Raw genomic sequence first — 16,982 nt, forward strand, 5'->3', positions numbered from 1 at the left:
CGCGATAACATGACCGATCTCCTCCACCGCCCCATCCTGCCGCTGGGCCAGCGCGCCCCCCTTCTGGAGCTTGCCGAGGTCGGCAAGGTCTTCAACGGCCAGGTCACCGCGCTTCGCGGCATGTCGCTGACCGTGCACGAAGGCGATTTCATCTCGCTCCTCGGCCCGTCGGGTTGCGGCAAGTCCACGGCGCTGCGGCTGATCGCGGGCCTGTCCACGCCCACGCAGGGCCGCATCCGCTGGGAAGGCGGTCAGAAGGCGGGCGATCTGGGCGTGGTGTTCCAGGAACCCACGCTGATGCCCTGGGCGACGGTGGTGCAGAATGTCTACCTGCCCTTCCGGCTGCGCGGGCAGTCCCTGGCCTCCGTCAAGGGCGAGATCGACGAGGCACTTGCGCTGGTCGGCCTTTCGGCCTTTGCCGGGGCATATCCGCGCGAGTTGTCGGGCGGCATGAAGATGCGCGTCTCGATCGCGCGGGCGCTGGTGACCAACCCGCGCCTGATCCTGATGGACGAGCCCTTTGCCGCGCTGGACGAGATCACCCGGCACCGGCTGAACACCGACCTCCTGGCCTTGCGCGAAAAGATCGGCTGCACGGTGATCTTCGTGACCCATTCGGTCTTTGAAAGCGTGTTCCTGTCCGACCGCATAGTGGTGATGGCCGCCCGCCCCGGCCGGGTGATCGAGGAGGTTCTGGTCACCGCCCCCTACCCACGTGACGAGGCCTTCCGCACCTCGGCCGGCTATGCGGCTCATTGCAAGGTAGCCAGCCAGGCGCTGCACCGCGCGATGGGAGAAGCCGCATGACCGACCTGCCGCAGACTCAGGCCGGGGTGCTCGACCCCGAAGAGGCCCGGCGCGCCCGGATGAAGCGCGTCGAAGCCGTGGCCAAATGGGCGCTGCCGGGGGTAGTGCTGGTGATCCTGCTTGTCCTGTGGGACCGGGTGATCGTCTGGAATGACATCCCGCCCTATCTGCTGCCCGGCCCGGCCAAGGTGCTTGAGACACTGGTCAAGGACTGGCCGATGCTGTTCGAGGCTTTCCTCGTCACGCTGCAAATCACGCTGCTGGCGCTGGCCGTGGCGGTGATCGGTGGCGTGGGCCTCGCGGTCCTGTTCAACCAGAGCCGCTTTGCCGAGATGTCCTTCTACCCCTACGCGGTGATCCTTCAGGTCACCCCGGTTGTGGCCATAGCGCCGCTGATCTTCATCTATGTCGACAACCGCACTGTGGGCCTGCTGCTCTGTGCCTGGATCGTGGCCTTCTTCCCGATCCTGTCGAACACGACCCTTGGCCTCAACTCCACTGACCACAACCTGCGCGACCTGTTCCGCATCTATGGTGCCAGCCGCTGGCAACGGCTGCGCTATCTGCAACTGCCCTCTGCCCTGCCCTATTTCCTCGGCGGTCTGCGCATCGCGGGGGGGCTGTCGCTGATCGGCGCCATCGTGGCGGAATATGTGGCCGGCACCGGGGGGATCGGGTCGGGTCTTGCCTTCCGCATCCTGGAAGCGGGCTATCGGCTGAACATCCCCCGGATGTTCGCGGCCCTTCTCCTGATCGCGGTGACGGGGGTGGTGGTCTTCGCGGGCCTGTCGTTCCTGTCGCACATGCTTCTGCGCAAGTGGCACGAAAGTGCCCTGAAGCGGGACAGCTGATGCCCCGCGCGCTTGTCCTTTACGCCCACCCCTGCGCGGACAGCTATTCCGCCGCGCTCTGCGGCGTGGTGGTGGACCGGCTGCGCGGGCGCGGCTGGGAGGTGGACCTCTGCGACCTTTACGCCGAGGGGTTCGACCCGGTGCTGACGGCCGAGGAACGCCGAGCCTATCTCGACACCGGCCGCAACACCGCGCCCGTCCGGGCCCATGTCGAGAGGCTGCGCGCGGCCGAGGCGCTGGTCCTGGTCTATCCGACCTGGAATTTCGGGATGCCCGCGATCCTCAAGGGCTATATCGACCGGGTCTTCCTGCCCGGCGTGTCCTTCGTGCTGAAGGACGGTCTCGTCGCCCCCGGCCTGACCCATGTCCGCAAGCTGGCCGTGGTCACGAGCTATGGCGCCACTCCTTTGCGCGCCTTTCTCGCCGGGAACCCGCCGAAGCGGTTCGTCACCCGCGTCCTGCGCTATATCTGCCGGCCCGCGCGGCTGCGCTATCTGGCACTTTACGACATGAACCGCGCGACGGAAGCGCAGCGCCGCGCCTTCCTGACCCGCATCGCCCGAGAGATGGACCGCCTGTGACCCACGCCCCCGCCGCAAAAGCCCTTGTCGTCTTCTGCCACCCGAAGCCCGACAGCTTCACCGGCGCGGTGCGCGACGTGGTGCTGGAGCGGCTGGCGGCAAGGGGCGCCGCGGTCCGCCTGATCGACCTTTACGCCCGCGGCTTCGACCCCGCCCTTCGCCTGGCCGACTGGGAGGGCTATCTCGACACACCCGCGAACCGGGAGCCGGTGGCCGGGGATGTCCAGGCGCTGCAATGGGCGGATACGCTGATCTTCGTCTATCCGACCTGGTGGTATGCGCTGCCTGCCGTGCTGAAAGGCTGGCTCGACCGGGTGTTCCTGCCCGATGTCGCCTTTCTGATGCCGGCGGGAGAGAACCAGACCATCCGCCCCGGCCTGACCAACATCCGCCGCCTTGGCGTCTTCACCACCTGCGGCGCCAGTTGGTGGCTGACCGCCTTCGTAGGCAGCCCCGGCAAGCGGATACTTCTGCGCGGGATCGGACTGCTCTGCGCGCCGCGCACCCGAAAGGTCTTTGCCGCGCACTACCTGATGGACAGCTCTACCCCTCAAACCCGTGCCCGCCATCTGGCGAAGGTCGCCAGGCAGATGGACCGCCTTCTGCGCTGAGGCCCCTTGCAGCCCCGCACCCGATCCGCTATCCCCATGCCACCTTCTGCGGCGGGTTGGCGGAGAGGTTACGCAGCGGATTGCAAATCCGTGTAGACCGGTTCGATTCCGGTACCCGCCTCCAGCTTTTCCGTTTCAGAGACACTTTGCGCGGCCATACGGCGGTGGCAGAAACGGTTGCGCCCGTTCCGCGCAATCTGCGCGGCAGTGGCAAACGCCGGTCCTTTGCGCCCGGGACAATGCGTGACGTCGCGCCAGGGCCGACGAAACTCTTGCTTTGCGGGCCTTTGATCGCAATCCTTGAAGGCAGCCTTCCTTTCTTTCCGCCGAGGTGTTTGCGATGAAACTGACTGTTGCCGCCGCCTTTCTTGCCGCCTCTGCGCCCCACGCTCTTGCCGACTGCCCGTCCACACCAGAGGATCTGGAAACAGGCGTTACCATCACCTTCGACGATGGCTCGGTCACCCAGCTCAGCCGGGATGCTGACGGCATGATCATCGAGCGCACCGAATATAACGACCAGGACCAGTGGGGCTTTGTTTCACGATCCAGATTCGGCTTTGCCCATGTCGAAGCCTCTGACACCCAAAACGGCGAGGTCATCCGTGAGCGCCATGCCGTCTATGAATATGGCGGCGCCGGATTGTCGTTCATCGAAAGGCCGGAAGGCGAGACAAGAAGATACAGCGTAGAGCGCACCGTCACCTATGGCGACGGCTTCAGCACGGAGGAACGCGTGATGTTCAGGACTCGCGAATATGCTGAACGAAGCTGGGGCGGCTGCACCTACCGCGTGCTGCCGGTCGAGGTAAGCATCTTCGGCAGCGATGACGGCCGCGCCCAGGTCTACATGTTCATCCCCGACCTCGACGCGGCCGTTTACATAGGCGAAAACGAATGGGACACGCCGATTGCCGCTGCAGAGCCCGTCTCGATCGTCAAGGGCGTTGCGACAGCCGACTGATATCTCTCGGGGGCATCGCTTGCGCATGAGGCGCGGCGCAAAAGACTGTTGCACGCTTGCGTAATCCGGGCCTAGATCAAAGCAAGACAAGGCCCAGAGCGACATGGCATCCCTCGACATCGCCGGACTGACCAAAAGCTTCGACGGCCAAGAAGTGCTGCACGGGCTGGATCTGGCCGTGAGCTCGGGCGAATTCTGGGCGTTGGTCGGACCTTCCGGTTGCGGCAAGTCGGTGCTTCTGCGGACCATCGCGGGGCTTCTGCGCCCCGAAAGCGGCACGATCCACCTGGGAGGACGCGACATCACCGCCCTGCAGCCGGCCCAGCGCGACATCGCCATGGTGTTCCAGAGCTACGCGCTATATCCGCATCTGTCCGTGGCGGGCAACCTGGGCATCGGCCTGCGCCAGGCCGGCATGTCGCGCGCCGATACCCGGCGAGAGGTCGATCGCGTAGCCGCCATCTTGGGCCTGACGCCGCTTCTGCACCGTCTGCCGCAGGAACTGTCGGGGGGCGAACGGCAGCGGGTGGCTATCGGTCGGGCGATCTCGCGCAAGCCGAGCCTGTTCCTTTTCGACGAGCCGCTGTCGAACCTGGACGCGGCGCTGCGCGTCCACATGCGGATCGAGATGGCGGACCTGCACCGCCGCCTTGGCACGACGACGATCTATGTCACGCATGACCAGGTCGAGGCGATGACGCTGGCAGACCGGATCGTGGTAATGAATCAGGGTCGGATCGAACAGCAGGGCCGCCCGATGGACCTGTACCACGACCCGGACAACCTGTTCGTCGCAGGCTTCATCGGCTCGCCGAAGATGAACTTTCTTGCCGCCGGACCTCTTGGCCGGCCCGGTCATATGCTGGGCATCCGGCCCGAGCACATCACGGTAAGCCGCGCAGAGGGCGCCTTGCGCGCAATCGTCGAGCATGTCGAGACGCTGGGTTGCGAGACGAACCTGATCCTGCGCACGGAAGGGCTGGGCCCTGTGGTCGCCAGACTTTTCGGACATCAGGTTTTCAGGACGGACGAGGTGGTGTTCCTGGACTTCGACCGGAGCCGGGAACTGTTCTTCGACACTGCGGGCAGGCGCATCAGACAGCCAGGGAGGGGATCTTGAACCACCACATGAAGCGCATCGCAGAAGGGGCCTGCCTGCTTGCCTTCATGGCGGCGGCGGCCGGTGCCGAACCGCAGGTCGGGATCGTCACGTTCACCGTGGACAACGTTACCGAAGCCTTCTTCGACCAAAGGATGCCAGCCTTCTTCGCGCGCGAAATCCCCGGAACGATCTTCGGCCAGACCCAGCCGATCACCGGTGCACCCGGCGACATGACCTGGGACGATGTGCGCAACCTTGCCGCCCACGGCTGGGAATTCGGTGCGCACGGCTATACCCATGCCTATGCCCTGTCCAAGGCCAGCGACGAGGTTCTGGAAATGGAACTGGGCGTTCCGGCCGCGCAGATTTATGTGCAGACCGGCATCTACCCAATCACCTTCGCTTCGCCCAATGGCGACTATGACGCCCGGGTGCTGGAACGGGCGCGGTTCTATTACAAGGCGCATTTCCGGGGCTGGGGAAACGACGGGATAAACCGGTTCGACCAGACAGACCACTGGCACATCTACCGCGAACAGGTTCCGAACACGAAATCGGTCGAGGAGGTCTGCGCCGACATTGAACGTGCCGGGCGCGAGGGCTACTGGCTGGTTTACATGTGGCACCGGGTCGTGGACGAGCCGACCTACGAATACGAAAACTCGGTCGCGCAATTCGAGGGCGTGCTTGACTGCGCCGACCGCCTGCGGGACGAGGGCATCATCCGCCTGGTGACCGCCCGCGACGCGCTGGAGGTGGTGCCGCACACGCCCCGTTCGCCCGAGCCGTTTCCGGTTCAACCATGAGGACCCGACGCCCTTGCACGCGAATACGGGCCTCGGCAGTCCTGGGTTCTGCATTGGTGCTTCTGGTTGCCGATCTTCTGACGCTTGCGCACCCTGCCCGGGCGGAGCCCGAAGTCGGGATAGTAACCTTCACCGTGGACACCGCCTATGCGGATTTCTTCAACCGCTACATGCCCGAATTCTTTCGGCGCGACATTCCCGGCACGCTCTTTGCCCAGACCGGCGCTATCGGCAGCGCGCCAAACCGAATTTCCTGGGACGACCTGCAAAGCCTTCCGGGGCATGGCTGGGATTTCGGCGCGCATGGCCACAGGCATCTGCGCCTGACCGAGGCCACGGACGACGAACTTGAGGCCGAACTGGGCCTGCCCGCGGCCCGGATCTATCGCGAAACCGGGGTCTATCCGATCATGTTGGCCTCGCCCTATGGCGCCTATGACGACCGGGTTCTGGACCGGGCACGCATCTATTACGACGCGAACTTCCGTGCCTGGGGCAACGAGGGGGTGCACCAGCCCGGCGCGACTGATCATTTCCGTGTCAATCGCAGTCAGGTAAGAAGCAGCATGCCCGTCGAAATGGTCTGCGCCGAGATCGAACGGGCCGGGCGCGAGGGGTACTGGCTGGTCTACATCTGGCATGAGATACGAGAAACCCCGGCGACCCCCTACCAGAATTCAGTCGAGCAGTTCCTGGGTGTGCTGGACTGTGCCGATCGGCTGCGGGACGCGGGGCTCGTCCGGCTGATGACGGCGGGCGAAGCGCTGAAAGTGGTTCCGCATCAACCGAGGTGATGCGGGCGACCGCGCTTGCCCGGTCGGCTTGGAACGCTTAGGTCTGAAGGCGGGCTTTCGGCGGCTTCGCCGGACCCGGAAGGTCGGGGATGGGCCCGGGGAAGATGGGACGGGTGCGCGTGCGGCGTCGCGGAAGAGGGGGCAGCCATGTGGACTAGCCTTGCACTTGTCGTCGGCGCGCTGGTCTTGTGGCGAAAGGCGGCGACCTCGCGGCCGTTGGCGGTTCTGGCAGCGGTGGGTCTGCTGGCAGTACTTCTGCTTTCTCCGGCCTATGTGGGCATCGACCAGCTGACCGGATCGGGGATCGATGCCTCGGTCATCTATCACCTGCGCGCGGGCTTCGAGGGGGCAGGACTGCGCGCATTCGCCGGGCTGGCCGCCTGGTCGGCAGCGGCAGTGCTGGCCTGCCTTGCTGCGGCCGGCCTGGCTTACCGGCTGATCCGCAGCGACAGTCCCCTGCCGTATGCCCGCCCGCGCCTGATCGCAGGCCTTGCGCTGCTGGCCGCTGCCGTCTGGGTAAACCCCGCCACGGACGACCTGACCCGTCTGGCTGCAAGCACCCGGCAGTCCGCCGCCCCGGTCGGCCCCGTCCCGGCCGGCTTCGTGCCGGTAGAGCAGGCCAGGTTCACCGGGCCGAAAAGGAACCTGGTCCTGCTCTATCTGGAATCGGTTGAACGCAGCTATCTGGATGAAACCCGCTTTCCCGGCCTGATGCCGAACCTTTCCGCGCTCGAGGCCGAGGCGGTCAGCTTCACAGACCTGACCGAGGTCGAAGAAGCCGGATGGACCATCGCAGGCATGGTGGCCAGCCAGTGCGGTATGCCGCTGGTCGGTTCTGGCGCGGGGGTGGACCGCTTCCTGCCCGGCGCCACCTGCCTTGGCGACCTTCTTGCCCGCGAAGGCTATGATCTGGCCTATCTGGGCGGGGCGGACCTGGACTTTGCCGGCAAGGGCACTTTCTATGACAGCCACGGCTTTGACCTGGTAGAGGGGCGGACCCAGCTGGAGCCTCGACTTCCCGATCCGAGCTACGTCAACGAATGGGGCCTTTTTGATGACAGCCTGTATCCCGAGGTAATGGCACGCTTCAACGCGCTGGCGGCCGGCGGTCGGCCATTTGGCCTGGTAACGCTGACGCTGGACACACACCATCCCTTCGGATTCGCCTCGCGGTCCTGCGCGGATCGGCCGTATGGCGACGGAACGAACCAGTTCCTGAACGCCGTGCATTGCGCCGATTGGCTGGCAGCCGACTTCATCCGCAAGATCCGGTCCAGCCCGGCCTTTGCCGACACGGTGCTGGTCGTCGCCTCGGACCATCTGGCAATGCCGAACCTTGCCGAAGACCGGCTTCAGGCGGGCCCGCGACGAAACCTGCTGATGATCTTCGCACCCGACCTGCCCCCCGCCCGGATCGACAAGCCTGGCACCACGCTGGACATCGGCCCCACGCTTCTGGGCCTGATCGGCGCGCCAACCCCGGCGCTGGGCTATGGCCGCGATCTTCTTGCGGCCGCACCCACCCTGCGCACGAGCGAGCCCGGGCTGGAAGCGCTGATCTCCGAAGGGCGCGCCTGGCTGGCGGCGATGTGGTCCTACCCGCAGATCGACCGCGGGCTGACGGTGGATGCCGCGGCGGGCGAGGTGGCGCTGGGCGACCGGCGGCTGAAATTCCCTGTGCTTCTCTTGCTGGACGAGGCTCTGGCCGTCACCGGAATCGACTTCGACGCCAGCGACGACATCACCCTGATCGAGCGTGTGTCGAACCTGGCGCTTGACCGGCGCTTCGTCTGGCTGGATCGGTGCGCCCGCACCGCCGCCTTTGCCGCCGCACCGCCACCCGGGGGGGCCGAACTCTGCCTGCTGGTGGGCAGCCTTGCCAGCCCCGACCTGCGACAGATCGTGGTCGAGGACGGGGTCACCGTTGCGCCCGAGGTTCTGAAGGCCCCCTTCACCCTTGGCAGGGAAGAGGTTGCCTTCCATGATGCCCTGATGGCCGACCTTGCCCGCCGCCGCCAGTTCGCCACGGCAAACGTGATCGACTACACCCCGCCCAACGGATTGACCGGGGCGGTCGCAATCCGGTCGGCCGGATACCTGACCGGAGAGTCATGGGTGAAGAACCCGGCCACGGGCGACAAGGTAAGTCTGATGCGCGGACTGACGCTGCTGGGGCTGACGCCGGACGGCACGCCACAGAAGCTGGGGCATGTGGACACCTGCGGTTATGGCGGACGCCAGCCCGACCGGGTGCCTCTGGAAACCGGGTTCCAGGACGCGATCAAGGCCAATGCCGACCGATTCGGCGCATTCGTGATCGTCGCGCATAACAGCGTGGTCTGCTACGAGGTCGATCCGGGTCTTGAACCGCTGTTTGCCGGCACCGGGCTGACGAAATGGCGCGACCTGTGGTACGAGGAACCCTATGTCGCGCTTATCGCCGGAAATGGGGAGGTGCAGGAATTCACCGGGCCGCGCCAGACTGCGCTGGGGTTGAACCTGACCAACATCATGCGTCCCGTGCGCAACGATGCCCAGCGCCGGCTGGACTGGCTGCCGCGCATCGCCCATTCCGGGGGTGCCTGGCAGGGTCAGACCTATACCAATGCGATGGAGGCGCTGGAGGCGAACGGCGCATCCTATGAACTGGTCGAGATCGATCTTGCCTGGACCGCCGACGAACGCTTGGTCTGCCTGCACGACTGGGACGCGCCCTTCCTTGCGGTGGATGGTGTCCCACCCCCCGGCCCACTGCCCTTTGACGAGGTCATGGCCCGGGCAAAGGCACAGGCGGGCTTCACGCCCTGCACGCTTCAGACCCTGATCGGCTGGCTTGCCGCGACGCCGGGTGTGCGGGTTGTGCTGGACCTAAAGTCCGGCGCCATGGATGCCTATCGCTACATCGCCGAAACCTACCCCGAGCTTCGTGCCCGGCTGATCCCGCAGTTCTACCAGCCCGATCAATACGGCCGCCTGCGCGACATGGGCTATGATGACCTGATCTGGACACTTTACCAGTATTCCGGCGACGATGCCTCGGTGCTGGCGGCGCTGCGGGGGATGGATCTGTTCGGACTGGCCATGCCGCCGGAACGCCTGGCCACTGGCCTGGCCCGCGAGGCGCGGGCGGCGACCGGCGTCCTGTCGTGGGTGCATACGATCAACACCGTGGCAGAGCTGGACGCAGCCCTCAAGGCGGGCGCTGCCGAGATCTTCACCGACACGCTGACCCCAACCCCGATGCAGCGGTTCGAGGCAGTCTCGGTCGCGGGCTTCGATCAGGGTGAATCCGGCCTCGGTCCCGTGGGAGGACCTTCCCTGCCGCTTGCGCGCGGGGTCAATCTGGTTGGCCTGACCCCGGAACCCGCCCTGATCGCCCGCTTCGACGGATGCGCGGCACTGGATACCGGCACGCCCCCGGACCCCGCCCCCTTCAAAGTCGCCCTGACGACGGCCCTGGCCGACCGACGCCCGGTGGCTGTGATCGTTCACGACAGCGCCTTCTGCGAAGATACCGCCATCGCACCACTTTTCGATGGCAGCCCGCTGACCGCGGCGCCGGAAATCGGGTTCCGGCAGCCCTACATCGGCCTGATCCGCGCCGATGGCCGCATCATGGAATTCCTCGGCCCCGAGGGGGGGCGCCTGCGCGAGACCCTTGCCGTGGAGGCTGCGCCGTGACCGTCCGAGCGCTGCTTGTCATCCTAGCCGTTCTGCTTGCGGGCCCCGGCACCGCCGAACCCACGAAAGGCCTCTTGACCATCACTTTCGACGATGCCTCGCGCGCGCAGTTCGACCACGGGCTACGACTGGCCCGTGCGCACGGGCTGCCGGGGACGCTTTTCGTGCCGACGGGACTGGTCGGCGACACGCCTGACCCTGCCGCCTGGACCATGACCTGGGACGAGGTCCGCGCCTTCAACGCCGCAGGCTGGGAAATCGGCGCGCATGGCCGGACCCACGTCCGCCTGCCCGACCTTCCGCCCGCGGCGCTGTCGGCCGAGATCGACGATCCGGTGGACGAAATTGCCGAAAAGGTCGGCGTGGCACCGGTGTCGTTCTCCTCGCCCTTCGGTGCCTTCACCGATGCCACGGTTGACCGGATCATGGCCAGCTACCGGGCGCATCTGTCCTGGAAAGGCCACGGCGGTCGCAATCCACGGGACGCCATCGAGCCGCGGTTCATCGGGCGGCTGGAGGTGGTCAACACCATGACAGCGGCCCAGGTCTGCGGCGAAATGGTCGCCAGCGCCCGGGATGGAACCTGGCTGGTGCTGTTGTTCCACGGCATCACCGAAGGCCCGCCCGGCGATTACGAGGTGTCGGCAGCGATGATGGACGAGATATTTTCCTGCGCAGCCTTCCTGCGCGACCGTGGCGTGATCGAGGTCGCCACCGTCCGCGACGCCTTGGCCAGTCTGGAGACCGCGCCATGAGGACCGGTCGGAACAGGGGCGGAAACGGGGGCTGCCGATGATGCGGCTGACCCGTCGTCACGTCATGCAGGGCGGCGCTGCCGCGTTGCCGGGTCTTGCCCTGCCCGGCGTGCTGCGTGGTCAGGCCCGCGCCGCGCAGGTGTCGCTGCTGCTGGACGGGATCGGGCCAGGGACGGACCCGGACAGGCTGGAATCAACCGTTGCCACCTTCCTGTCGGCTGGTCTGCCCGTGACCTGCGTGGCCGATCTGGTCGCACTGACCGCTCTCGAGGCCGGTGGTCGGCAGCTCTGCGACCTGCTGGCGCGCCTTGCGCTGCGCGATCCCGGGCTGTTCGACCTGGCCCTGCCCATCGGCAAGCTTCCGCGGACTGAGCGCTATTTCCAATTGCGCCGGGCCGGACAGCTGCGTGAGGCGGTGGTGCGTGCGTTCCGCGATGGTCCGGCAGGCGACCGCGCCTTCCCTGTGGTCACCTTGATCGACCGCGGAGAGGATCCGAACATCGACCACACCGCCTTTCGCGGGGCGGGGTTCCGCATCCACCTGCGGGCCGCAGACGGCCCGGTGTCGATGGTTGTGGCCGGGCGCGGGGAACTGGTCGGAACGGGCGGGCTGTGGACGGCGCTTGATGCGCCCGGCCTGCCGACCCGGCTGGCGCAGGCCCTGTCCGGGGGCGGCGATCTGCTGCTGTCGCTGTCGCTTGAGGGGGCCGCAGATCCGGTGGCGCGGGCCAGCGAGGTGGCCGCACTCCTGGCGGCTTCCAATGCTGCGGGACGCATCCACATGGCCAGCCCGGCGCAGCTTCGGCTATACCAAGGCCGGCCTCTGCCGATCGACCTGGCGCTGCTGGTCGAAGCGGGGACCACCCTCGAGGAAGACGATGCAATCCTTGCCTTTGTCCGCGAGCTGGCCGGCCAGGGCGTGCCGCTGACGCTGACCGGCCAGGCCGAGACCTACGGTGAACTTCCCGGGACCGTGCTGTTCTGCGCCCCGGCCGCCGCGTCGCCCACCCTGCCACCGCCCGCCTGCCAGCGCGACGGCGACCTGCCCGCACCGGGCGGTGCGGATCCCGTCGCCGTGCATGTGGGTTCCGCTCCCGCCGTCTGGCCCGTGCAGGGCATCGACCCCGATGGCCGGCTGCGGCTGACCCCGCGCCAGTTATCGGCACCCGGGCTGGACGGGGTGCTGGACCTTTCGCCGCTGGAAGACCATGTCATCCTCATCCGACCAGAGGATGTGGCTCAGCCGGTGCGCCGCACGCAGATTGTCCAGCGCCTTGTCGATGCGGCGCTGTCGGGCGAGGCCTATTTCCACACCATCCCGGGCCTTGCCGCCCACCTGGTCGAAACCGAGCCGGTGCTGGCACGACTGTGGTCCGTGCGCCGACGCAAGGTGACCGACCCGCTGCGCCCGCCCTCCCCCGATGCTGCCGCGCGCTCCGGCCTTCTGGCAGACGCACGCCTCGCCTGGACCTACATCGAGCGGTTCACCGATGCCAGGACCGGCATGTGCGCCGGTACGGTGCGGGGCGGTTCCATGATGGTCATCAACCGCGAGGCAACGCTGTGGGATCTGGCCAGCCAGTTGCACGGCATCCGTGCTGCGCATGAACTGGGTCTGATCGGCCGTGACGACGCAAGGGACCGCATCCGCCTGCTTGTGGCGAACCTGCCCATCGGCGAGGTCGAGGGCGCGCGCCTGCCGCCCGCCATGTTCCGCACCGACACCGGCAGCGTGGTCGCGCCCGGCTTCGATGTCTGCGACGCGGGCCGTTTCCTGATCGCGCTCGACCACGTGGTCGAAGCGGGGTTGCTGGATCGCACGGCCGCAGAAGCGGTGGTTGCGGGTTGGGATCTTGCAGTGGCCCTGCCGGAGGGTCGACCGCGCAGCCACCTTCAGGGCCGGTGGATCGACACCACCCAGTCGCATTGCACCCCCTACAGCCGCCGCGGCATGGCGGCCTGGGGCTTTACCCTCGTCTCGCCCTATCCGGGGCTTGCGGGCGGCACGCAGTCCGATCGCGACATCGCCTTCCTTTACGACGTGGCCGCCATCGGTCAGGTCGGCATCGAGCCGGTGCTGCTGGAGATCATCGAGCTTGGGGCCGACCGCGATTCCGCCCTGATCGCAGAGGTGCTGTTCGACGCGCAACTCGACTGGTGGGAGACGACCGGCCAGTTCAAATGCGCCTCCGAGGCACCATTGAACTTTCCACCCTGGTTTTCCTATCAGGGCCTTCGGTTAGGGCATCTGGGCGATGCAGCCTGGGTCGTGCGTGGCCTCGGCGGCGCCGCACAATACGACACGCCGGAATTCCGCGCGAAGGCCGAGCTTCTCAGCACCAAGTCCGCCTATCTCTGGGGCGCGGTGCGCGCGCATGACTGGTGCGACCGGCTGCTTGAGGTAATGCGGGACAGGACACGGATCGAAGGCCTGGGCTTTTCGGTCGGGGTATTCACCCGGACGATGGAGGCCATGCGGGACTACACCGATCTGAACACCAACGGCGTGATCCTGACGGCGATCGGGCATGCGTTGCGCCATGCATAGGATCCTGACCGGGCCACATACCTGCCCCGACTGCGGCAGGCTCGGCACGGTTCGGCCCTTGTCATGCCGCTGCCGCCGGTTATGACGACCCGGGGCCCGCTGGGCGACAAAGCGAAAGAAGCAGGCGTTTGACAAGGATCCCGGAAGAAGAAGAACCGGATCACGTATTCGAGGATCGAAGCGGCATCCGCGGCAAGGTGGTGGTCGTGCTGCTTGCCGTGCTGGCCGTTATGACGGTGGTCTGGCTTTGGGATCTGGGGCGCCGTCTGCTGATCGACCTGCCTCTGAACACCGCGGCAGCCCAGCCCGAGGGAACGGCCCGCCCCCCCGATGCCTTCATTACCCTGCAAGCGAATGCCGCCCGACCCTGCGAACGCAGACCCGAGACAGTAGGGGGGCGGCAGCGGCTGGTCCTGGGCTATCTGCCTGCGGCCGACAACACCGCGCTGACCGGGCTGCGCAGCCGGTGCGACCGGCTGGACCGGGTTCTGGCTGATGCCTTCCTGCTGGGCGCACCGAATGGCGCGGTGGTGCCGCTATGGGCTGGGCGCAACCGCGCGCTGCAAGACCTTGCCGATCAGATGGGGATGCCCGGCGGGTCGGCCCTGACCGTGGCGCAGATCACCGCCAGCACCCGCACGGACGAACTGGCGCACCTGCTGTCAGACGGACCGGCGCTGGATCGGATGACAGAGGAACTGGCCGGCTTCCTGCGCGAACAGCCGCTGCCAGGCCTTTGCATCGACCTGACCGCGCATCCCGATCTGGACCCGCGCCTTCTGCGCGAGGCCCTGTCGCGTCTGTCGCTGGCCGCCGGGCGACCGGGGCAATTGCCGCCCGCGCTGTGCCTGATCGCGGGGCCCGAAGCGGGGTTCTGGCGCGACGCCCGGCTTGTCAATCTGCTGGACCTTGCGGTGGTAAAGGCCTTCCGCGAAACGTCCTCGCCTCTGGTGGCGCCAGCCCCGCCGGATTGGTTCAACGTGAAAATGGCTGAGGTTAAGGCGCTGGTTCCCGGGCCGAAACTGGTTGTGGCGCTGGGAAGCTTCGGACAGTCCTGGCAAAGCGGGCAGGCGCGAAGCCAGCGGATCAGCTATGCCGAGGCCCTCGCCCGTGCCGACCGTGCGGACCTCTCTCCACGCTTCGACCCGGCCCGGGGGGCAACGGCGATCCGCTACCTTGATTCCGGCCGCCGGGTCAACGACATCTGGCTTCTCGACGCGGCCACTGCCGCCAACCAGCTGGCCGGGTTGGCCCAGGACCAGAGCGTTGCAATCTGGCCCTTGGGCTATGAGGATCCGGCCCTGTGGTCACTGCTTCAGCCTGACCCTGCGGGGCGCGGACCTGCCGAGCGTCTGACAGGCCCGGTGGATCTGTCGCATCAGGTCCTGACGGAAACCGGTGGCCCGGCCGTCGGTGCCATCCTACCCGCCGTGCCGGGCGAGCGGCGGGTCGCGGCGGATGCCTCAGCCTTGCGGATCACGGCGCAGGATTACGCCCCCCTGCCCCTGCCCAACCGCGTGCTTCGACGCGGGGTCCAGGTGCAGGGCGGACTGGTCCTGGCCTTCGACGGCCTGCCAAGCCTGGGCGATGTTGATGGGCTTCTGAAAACACTTTCGCAAAGCGGGGTGAAGGCTGCCTTCTTTGCCGACCTACGAATGTTGCTGTTGCGCGGGGCCTCGGCCCGCAAGCTTGTGGCTGCAGGGCATGTTCTTGGCCTGCGCCTTCTGCCCCCCCTGCCCGACCGCGAGGAATCCCGTATCGCGGCGCGGATGTTGCTGAACTTCGCCCAGCTCTACCTTACGGAAACATTCGGTCAGCCCGCGCGGCTGGTGCTGCTGCGCCCCGGCGCCGGCCCGCCACACTTCAGCCGCGATGCCTTTGTGGCCGAAGCGGATCTGCTGGAGCGCGGGCTCATCCCCATCCGCTCCAGTTTCGATGCGCCCTTTGGCCCGATCGACCCGGACGAATTCACCGACCGCATCCTGCGTGAGGGTGGCTTCGATCAGACCCAGGTCGTGACCCTGGACCTGCGCGAATCCGGCCCCGACCAGCTGGCTGCGCTGCCGAAACTTCTGTCACGGCTGATCGCCGACGGATTCCGGTTTCTCGCCCCGGACATGGCCGCACGGGCAGATGGCACGCTCCCTACGGCCGCAGCCCTGCCCGAACCGAAGCCGGGCGACGGCCTTGCCTTCTCGCTGGCCAACTTTCTGATGAACGGGGTGACGGTCCTGTTCTTCGTTATGCTGGTGATTTCGGCCGCGTTCTCGCTGATCTACATCTTCCTGTCGCTGATCCGTCGGCGGAACCCCGGAATCGACCCGGACTTCACGCCCCCCGTCGCTGTCATCATTCCCGCCTTCAACGAGGAAAAGGTCATTGCCGCCTGCGTCGCATCGGTCATGCGGTCCGACTACCCGGATTTCCAGGTCTTCATCGTGGATGACGGATCGACCGACCATACATTCGACGTTGTGCGGCAGCTGGTGGCCGATCATCCGCGCCTGCATCTTCTGCGCGAAGAGAATGCCGGAAAATGGCACGCGGCCAATCTGGCGCTTGCCCACATCGACACGCCGATCTTCATTGCGGCCGACGCCGACTCGATCTTCCTGCCCGATACGATCCGCTGGCTGGTGCAGCCTTTCAAGGATGCACGTGTCGGCGCAGTTGCCGGGCTGGTCGAGGTCGGCAACCGCGTGAACCTGCTCACCGACTTCCAGCACCAGGAATACATGGTAACGCAGAATGTGCTGCGCCGGGCACACGAGTTCTTCGACGGCATCCTGGTGGTGCCCGGTGCGGTCGGGGCCTGGCGGACGCAGGCGGTGCGCGCCGGCGGCGGCTTTTCCGGCGAGACGATCACCGAAGATGCCGACCTGACCGTGGCCGTCCATCGCGCGGGCTATCGCGTCCGCTTCGAAGAGCGTGCCCGCTCGATCACCGAAGTCCCGGTCACCGTGCGTGCCTTCCTGCGCCAGCGGCTGCGCTGGCAGCTCGGAATGCTGCAAGTCAGCTGGAAACATCGCGGAGTCATCCCCTCGGGCCTGCCGGTGGGCTTTTCGGTGGTCGATTCGATCTGGTTCGGCCCGGTGTCGCTGCTCTTGGCCCTGCTCGATGACATCCTGCTGGTCACCGTTGTCGGCACTGCCGTATATTCCATCGTCCTGCGCGAGGCTCTGCCGGGCGGGTCGTTACCGATCCTTCTGTTCACCAGTTATTTCATCATGACCGGGATCGAGGTTCTGCGCACGCTGACCGCCTTCTGGTTCGAACGACGCTGGGAATGGAAGACGCTGTTCCTGATCCCGCTGCTGCGCTTTGGCTACCGGCAGCTGCTATACATCACCGCGATCCGCGGCCTGTTCCGCGCAGTCACCGGTCATCCGACCGGCTGGTACAAGATCGACCGGACTGGCACCCGCCTGCGGGCCGCTGGTCAGCGGGCAACGGAAAGCGCCGACTGAGACCGCGTCGGCAGA

General features: G+C 66.6%; 12 protein-coding genes and 1 tRNA gene. All 13 read left to right on the plus strand.

What is annotated here, in order from left to right; translation table 11 throughout:
- Window positions 1–9 precede the first annotated feature (9 nt).
- The 13 genes from EYB42_RS01065 to EYB42_RS01125 all read left to right on the plus strand — a co-directional run bounded on the left by EYB42_RS01065 (window position 10) and on the right by EYB42_RS01125 (window position 16,967).
- Window positions 10–807 (plus strand): ABC transporter ATP-binding protein, encoded by a 798-nt coding sequence (locus tag EYB42_RS01065; protein ID WP_135447236.1) that lies wholly within the window; start codon window positions 10–12, stop codon window positions 805–807.
- The gene (locus EYB42_RS01070) at window positions 804–1,658 is read left to right on the plus strand and encodes an ABC transporter permease (RefSeq protein ID WP_135447238.1); all 855 of its coding nucleotides are present in this window, start codon (window positions 804–806) and stop codon (window positions 1,656–1,658) included. Before EYB42_RS01065 ends, EYB42_RS01070 begins: the two co-directional genes overlap by 4 nt.
- Window positions 1,658–2,239: an NAD(P)H-dependent oxidoreductase gene (locus tag EYB42_RS01075; RefSeq protein WP_135447240.1), complete on the plus strand. Its 582-nt coding sequence runs from the start codon at window positions 1,658–1,660 to the stop codon at window positions 2,237–2,239. Before EYB42_RS01070 ends, EYB42_RS01075 begins: the two co-directional genes overlap by 1 nt.
- A complete protein-coding gene (locus EYB42_RS01080; protein WP_135447242.1) occupies window positions 2,236–2,850 on the plus strand; it encodes an NAD(P)H-dependent oxidoreductase in 615 nt (204 codons plus the stop codon). The genes EYB42_RS01075 and EYB42_RS01080 overlap by 4 nt, the downstream gene beginning before the upstream one ends.
- A 50-nt stretch (window positions 2,851–2,900) precedes the next feature.
- Window positions 2,901–2,974, plus strand: a tRNA-Cys gene (locus EYB42_RS01085).
- Between the two features lie 216 nt (window positions 2,975–3,190).
- Window positions 3,191–3,814, plus strand: a complete 624-nt coding sequence (locus EYB42_RS01090; protein ID WP_135447244.1) for a hypothetical protein — start codon at window positions 3,191–3,193, stop codon at window positions 3,812–3,814.
- A 103-nt stretch (window positions 3,815–3,917) separates the two neighbouring features.
- Window positions 3,918–4,934 (plus strand): ABC transporter ATP-binding protein, encoded by a 1,017-nt coding sequence (locus EYB42_RS01095; RefSeq protein ID WP_135447246.1) that lies wholly within the window; start codon window positions 3,918–3,920, stop codon window positions 4,932–4,934.
- On the plus strand, window positions 4,931–5,722 hold the full coding sequence (locus EYB42_RS01100) for a polysaccharide deacetylase family protein (protein WP_205909937.1): 792 nt from the start codon (window positions 4,931–4,933) through the stop codon (window positions 5,720–5,722). Before EYB42_RS01095 ends, EYB42_RS01100 begins: the two co-directional genes overlap by 4 nt.
- Window positions 5,723–5,778: 56 nt before the next feature.
- Window positions 5,779–6,516, plus strand: coding sequence for a polysaccharide deacetylase family protein (locus tag EYB42_RS01105; RefSeq protein WP_240783927.1), 738 nt, complete (start codon window positions 5,779–5,781; stop codon window positions 6,514–6,516).
- Window positions 6,517–6,663: 147 nt separating this feature from the next.
- Entirely contained in the window at window positions 6,664–10,197 is a 3,534-nt protein-coding gene (locus EYB42_RS01110) for a sulfatase-like hydrolase/transferase (protein WP_135447252.1), read from the plus strand.
- Complete coding sequence (locus tag EYB42_RS01115) at window positions 10,194–10,952, plus strand: polysaccharide deacetylase family protein (RefSeq protein ID WP_167850873.1); 759 nt, start codon at window positions 10,194–10,196, stop codon at window positions 10,950–10,952. The genes EYB42_RS01110 and EYB42_RS01115 overlap by 4 nt, the downstream gene beginning before the upstream one ends.
- A 37-nt stretch (window positions 10,953–10,989) precedes the next feature.
- The gene (locus tag EYB42_RS01120) at window positions 10,990–13,500 is read left to right on the plus strand and encodes a DUF3131 domain-containing protein (protein WP_135447257.1); all 2,511 of its coding nucleotides are present in this window, start codon (window positions 10,990–10,992) and stop codon (window positions 13,498–13,500) included.
- Window positions 13,501–13,628: 128 nt separating this feature from the next.
- Window positions 13,629–16,967 (plus strand): glycosyltransferase, encoded by a 3,339-nt coding sequence (locus EYB42_RS01125; RefSeq protein ID WP_135447259.1) that lies wholly within the window; start codon window positions 13,629–13,631, stop codon window positions 16,965–16,967.
- The last annotated feature ends 15 nt before the right edge of the window (window positions 16,968–16,982 follow it).

The sequence above is a fragment of the Tabrizicola caldifontis genome, from assembly GCF_004762095.1.
Taxonomy (GTDB): Bacteria; Pseudomonadota; Alphaproteobacteria; order Rhodobacterales; family Rhodobacteraceae; genus Tabrizicola; species Tabrizicola caldifontis.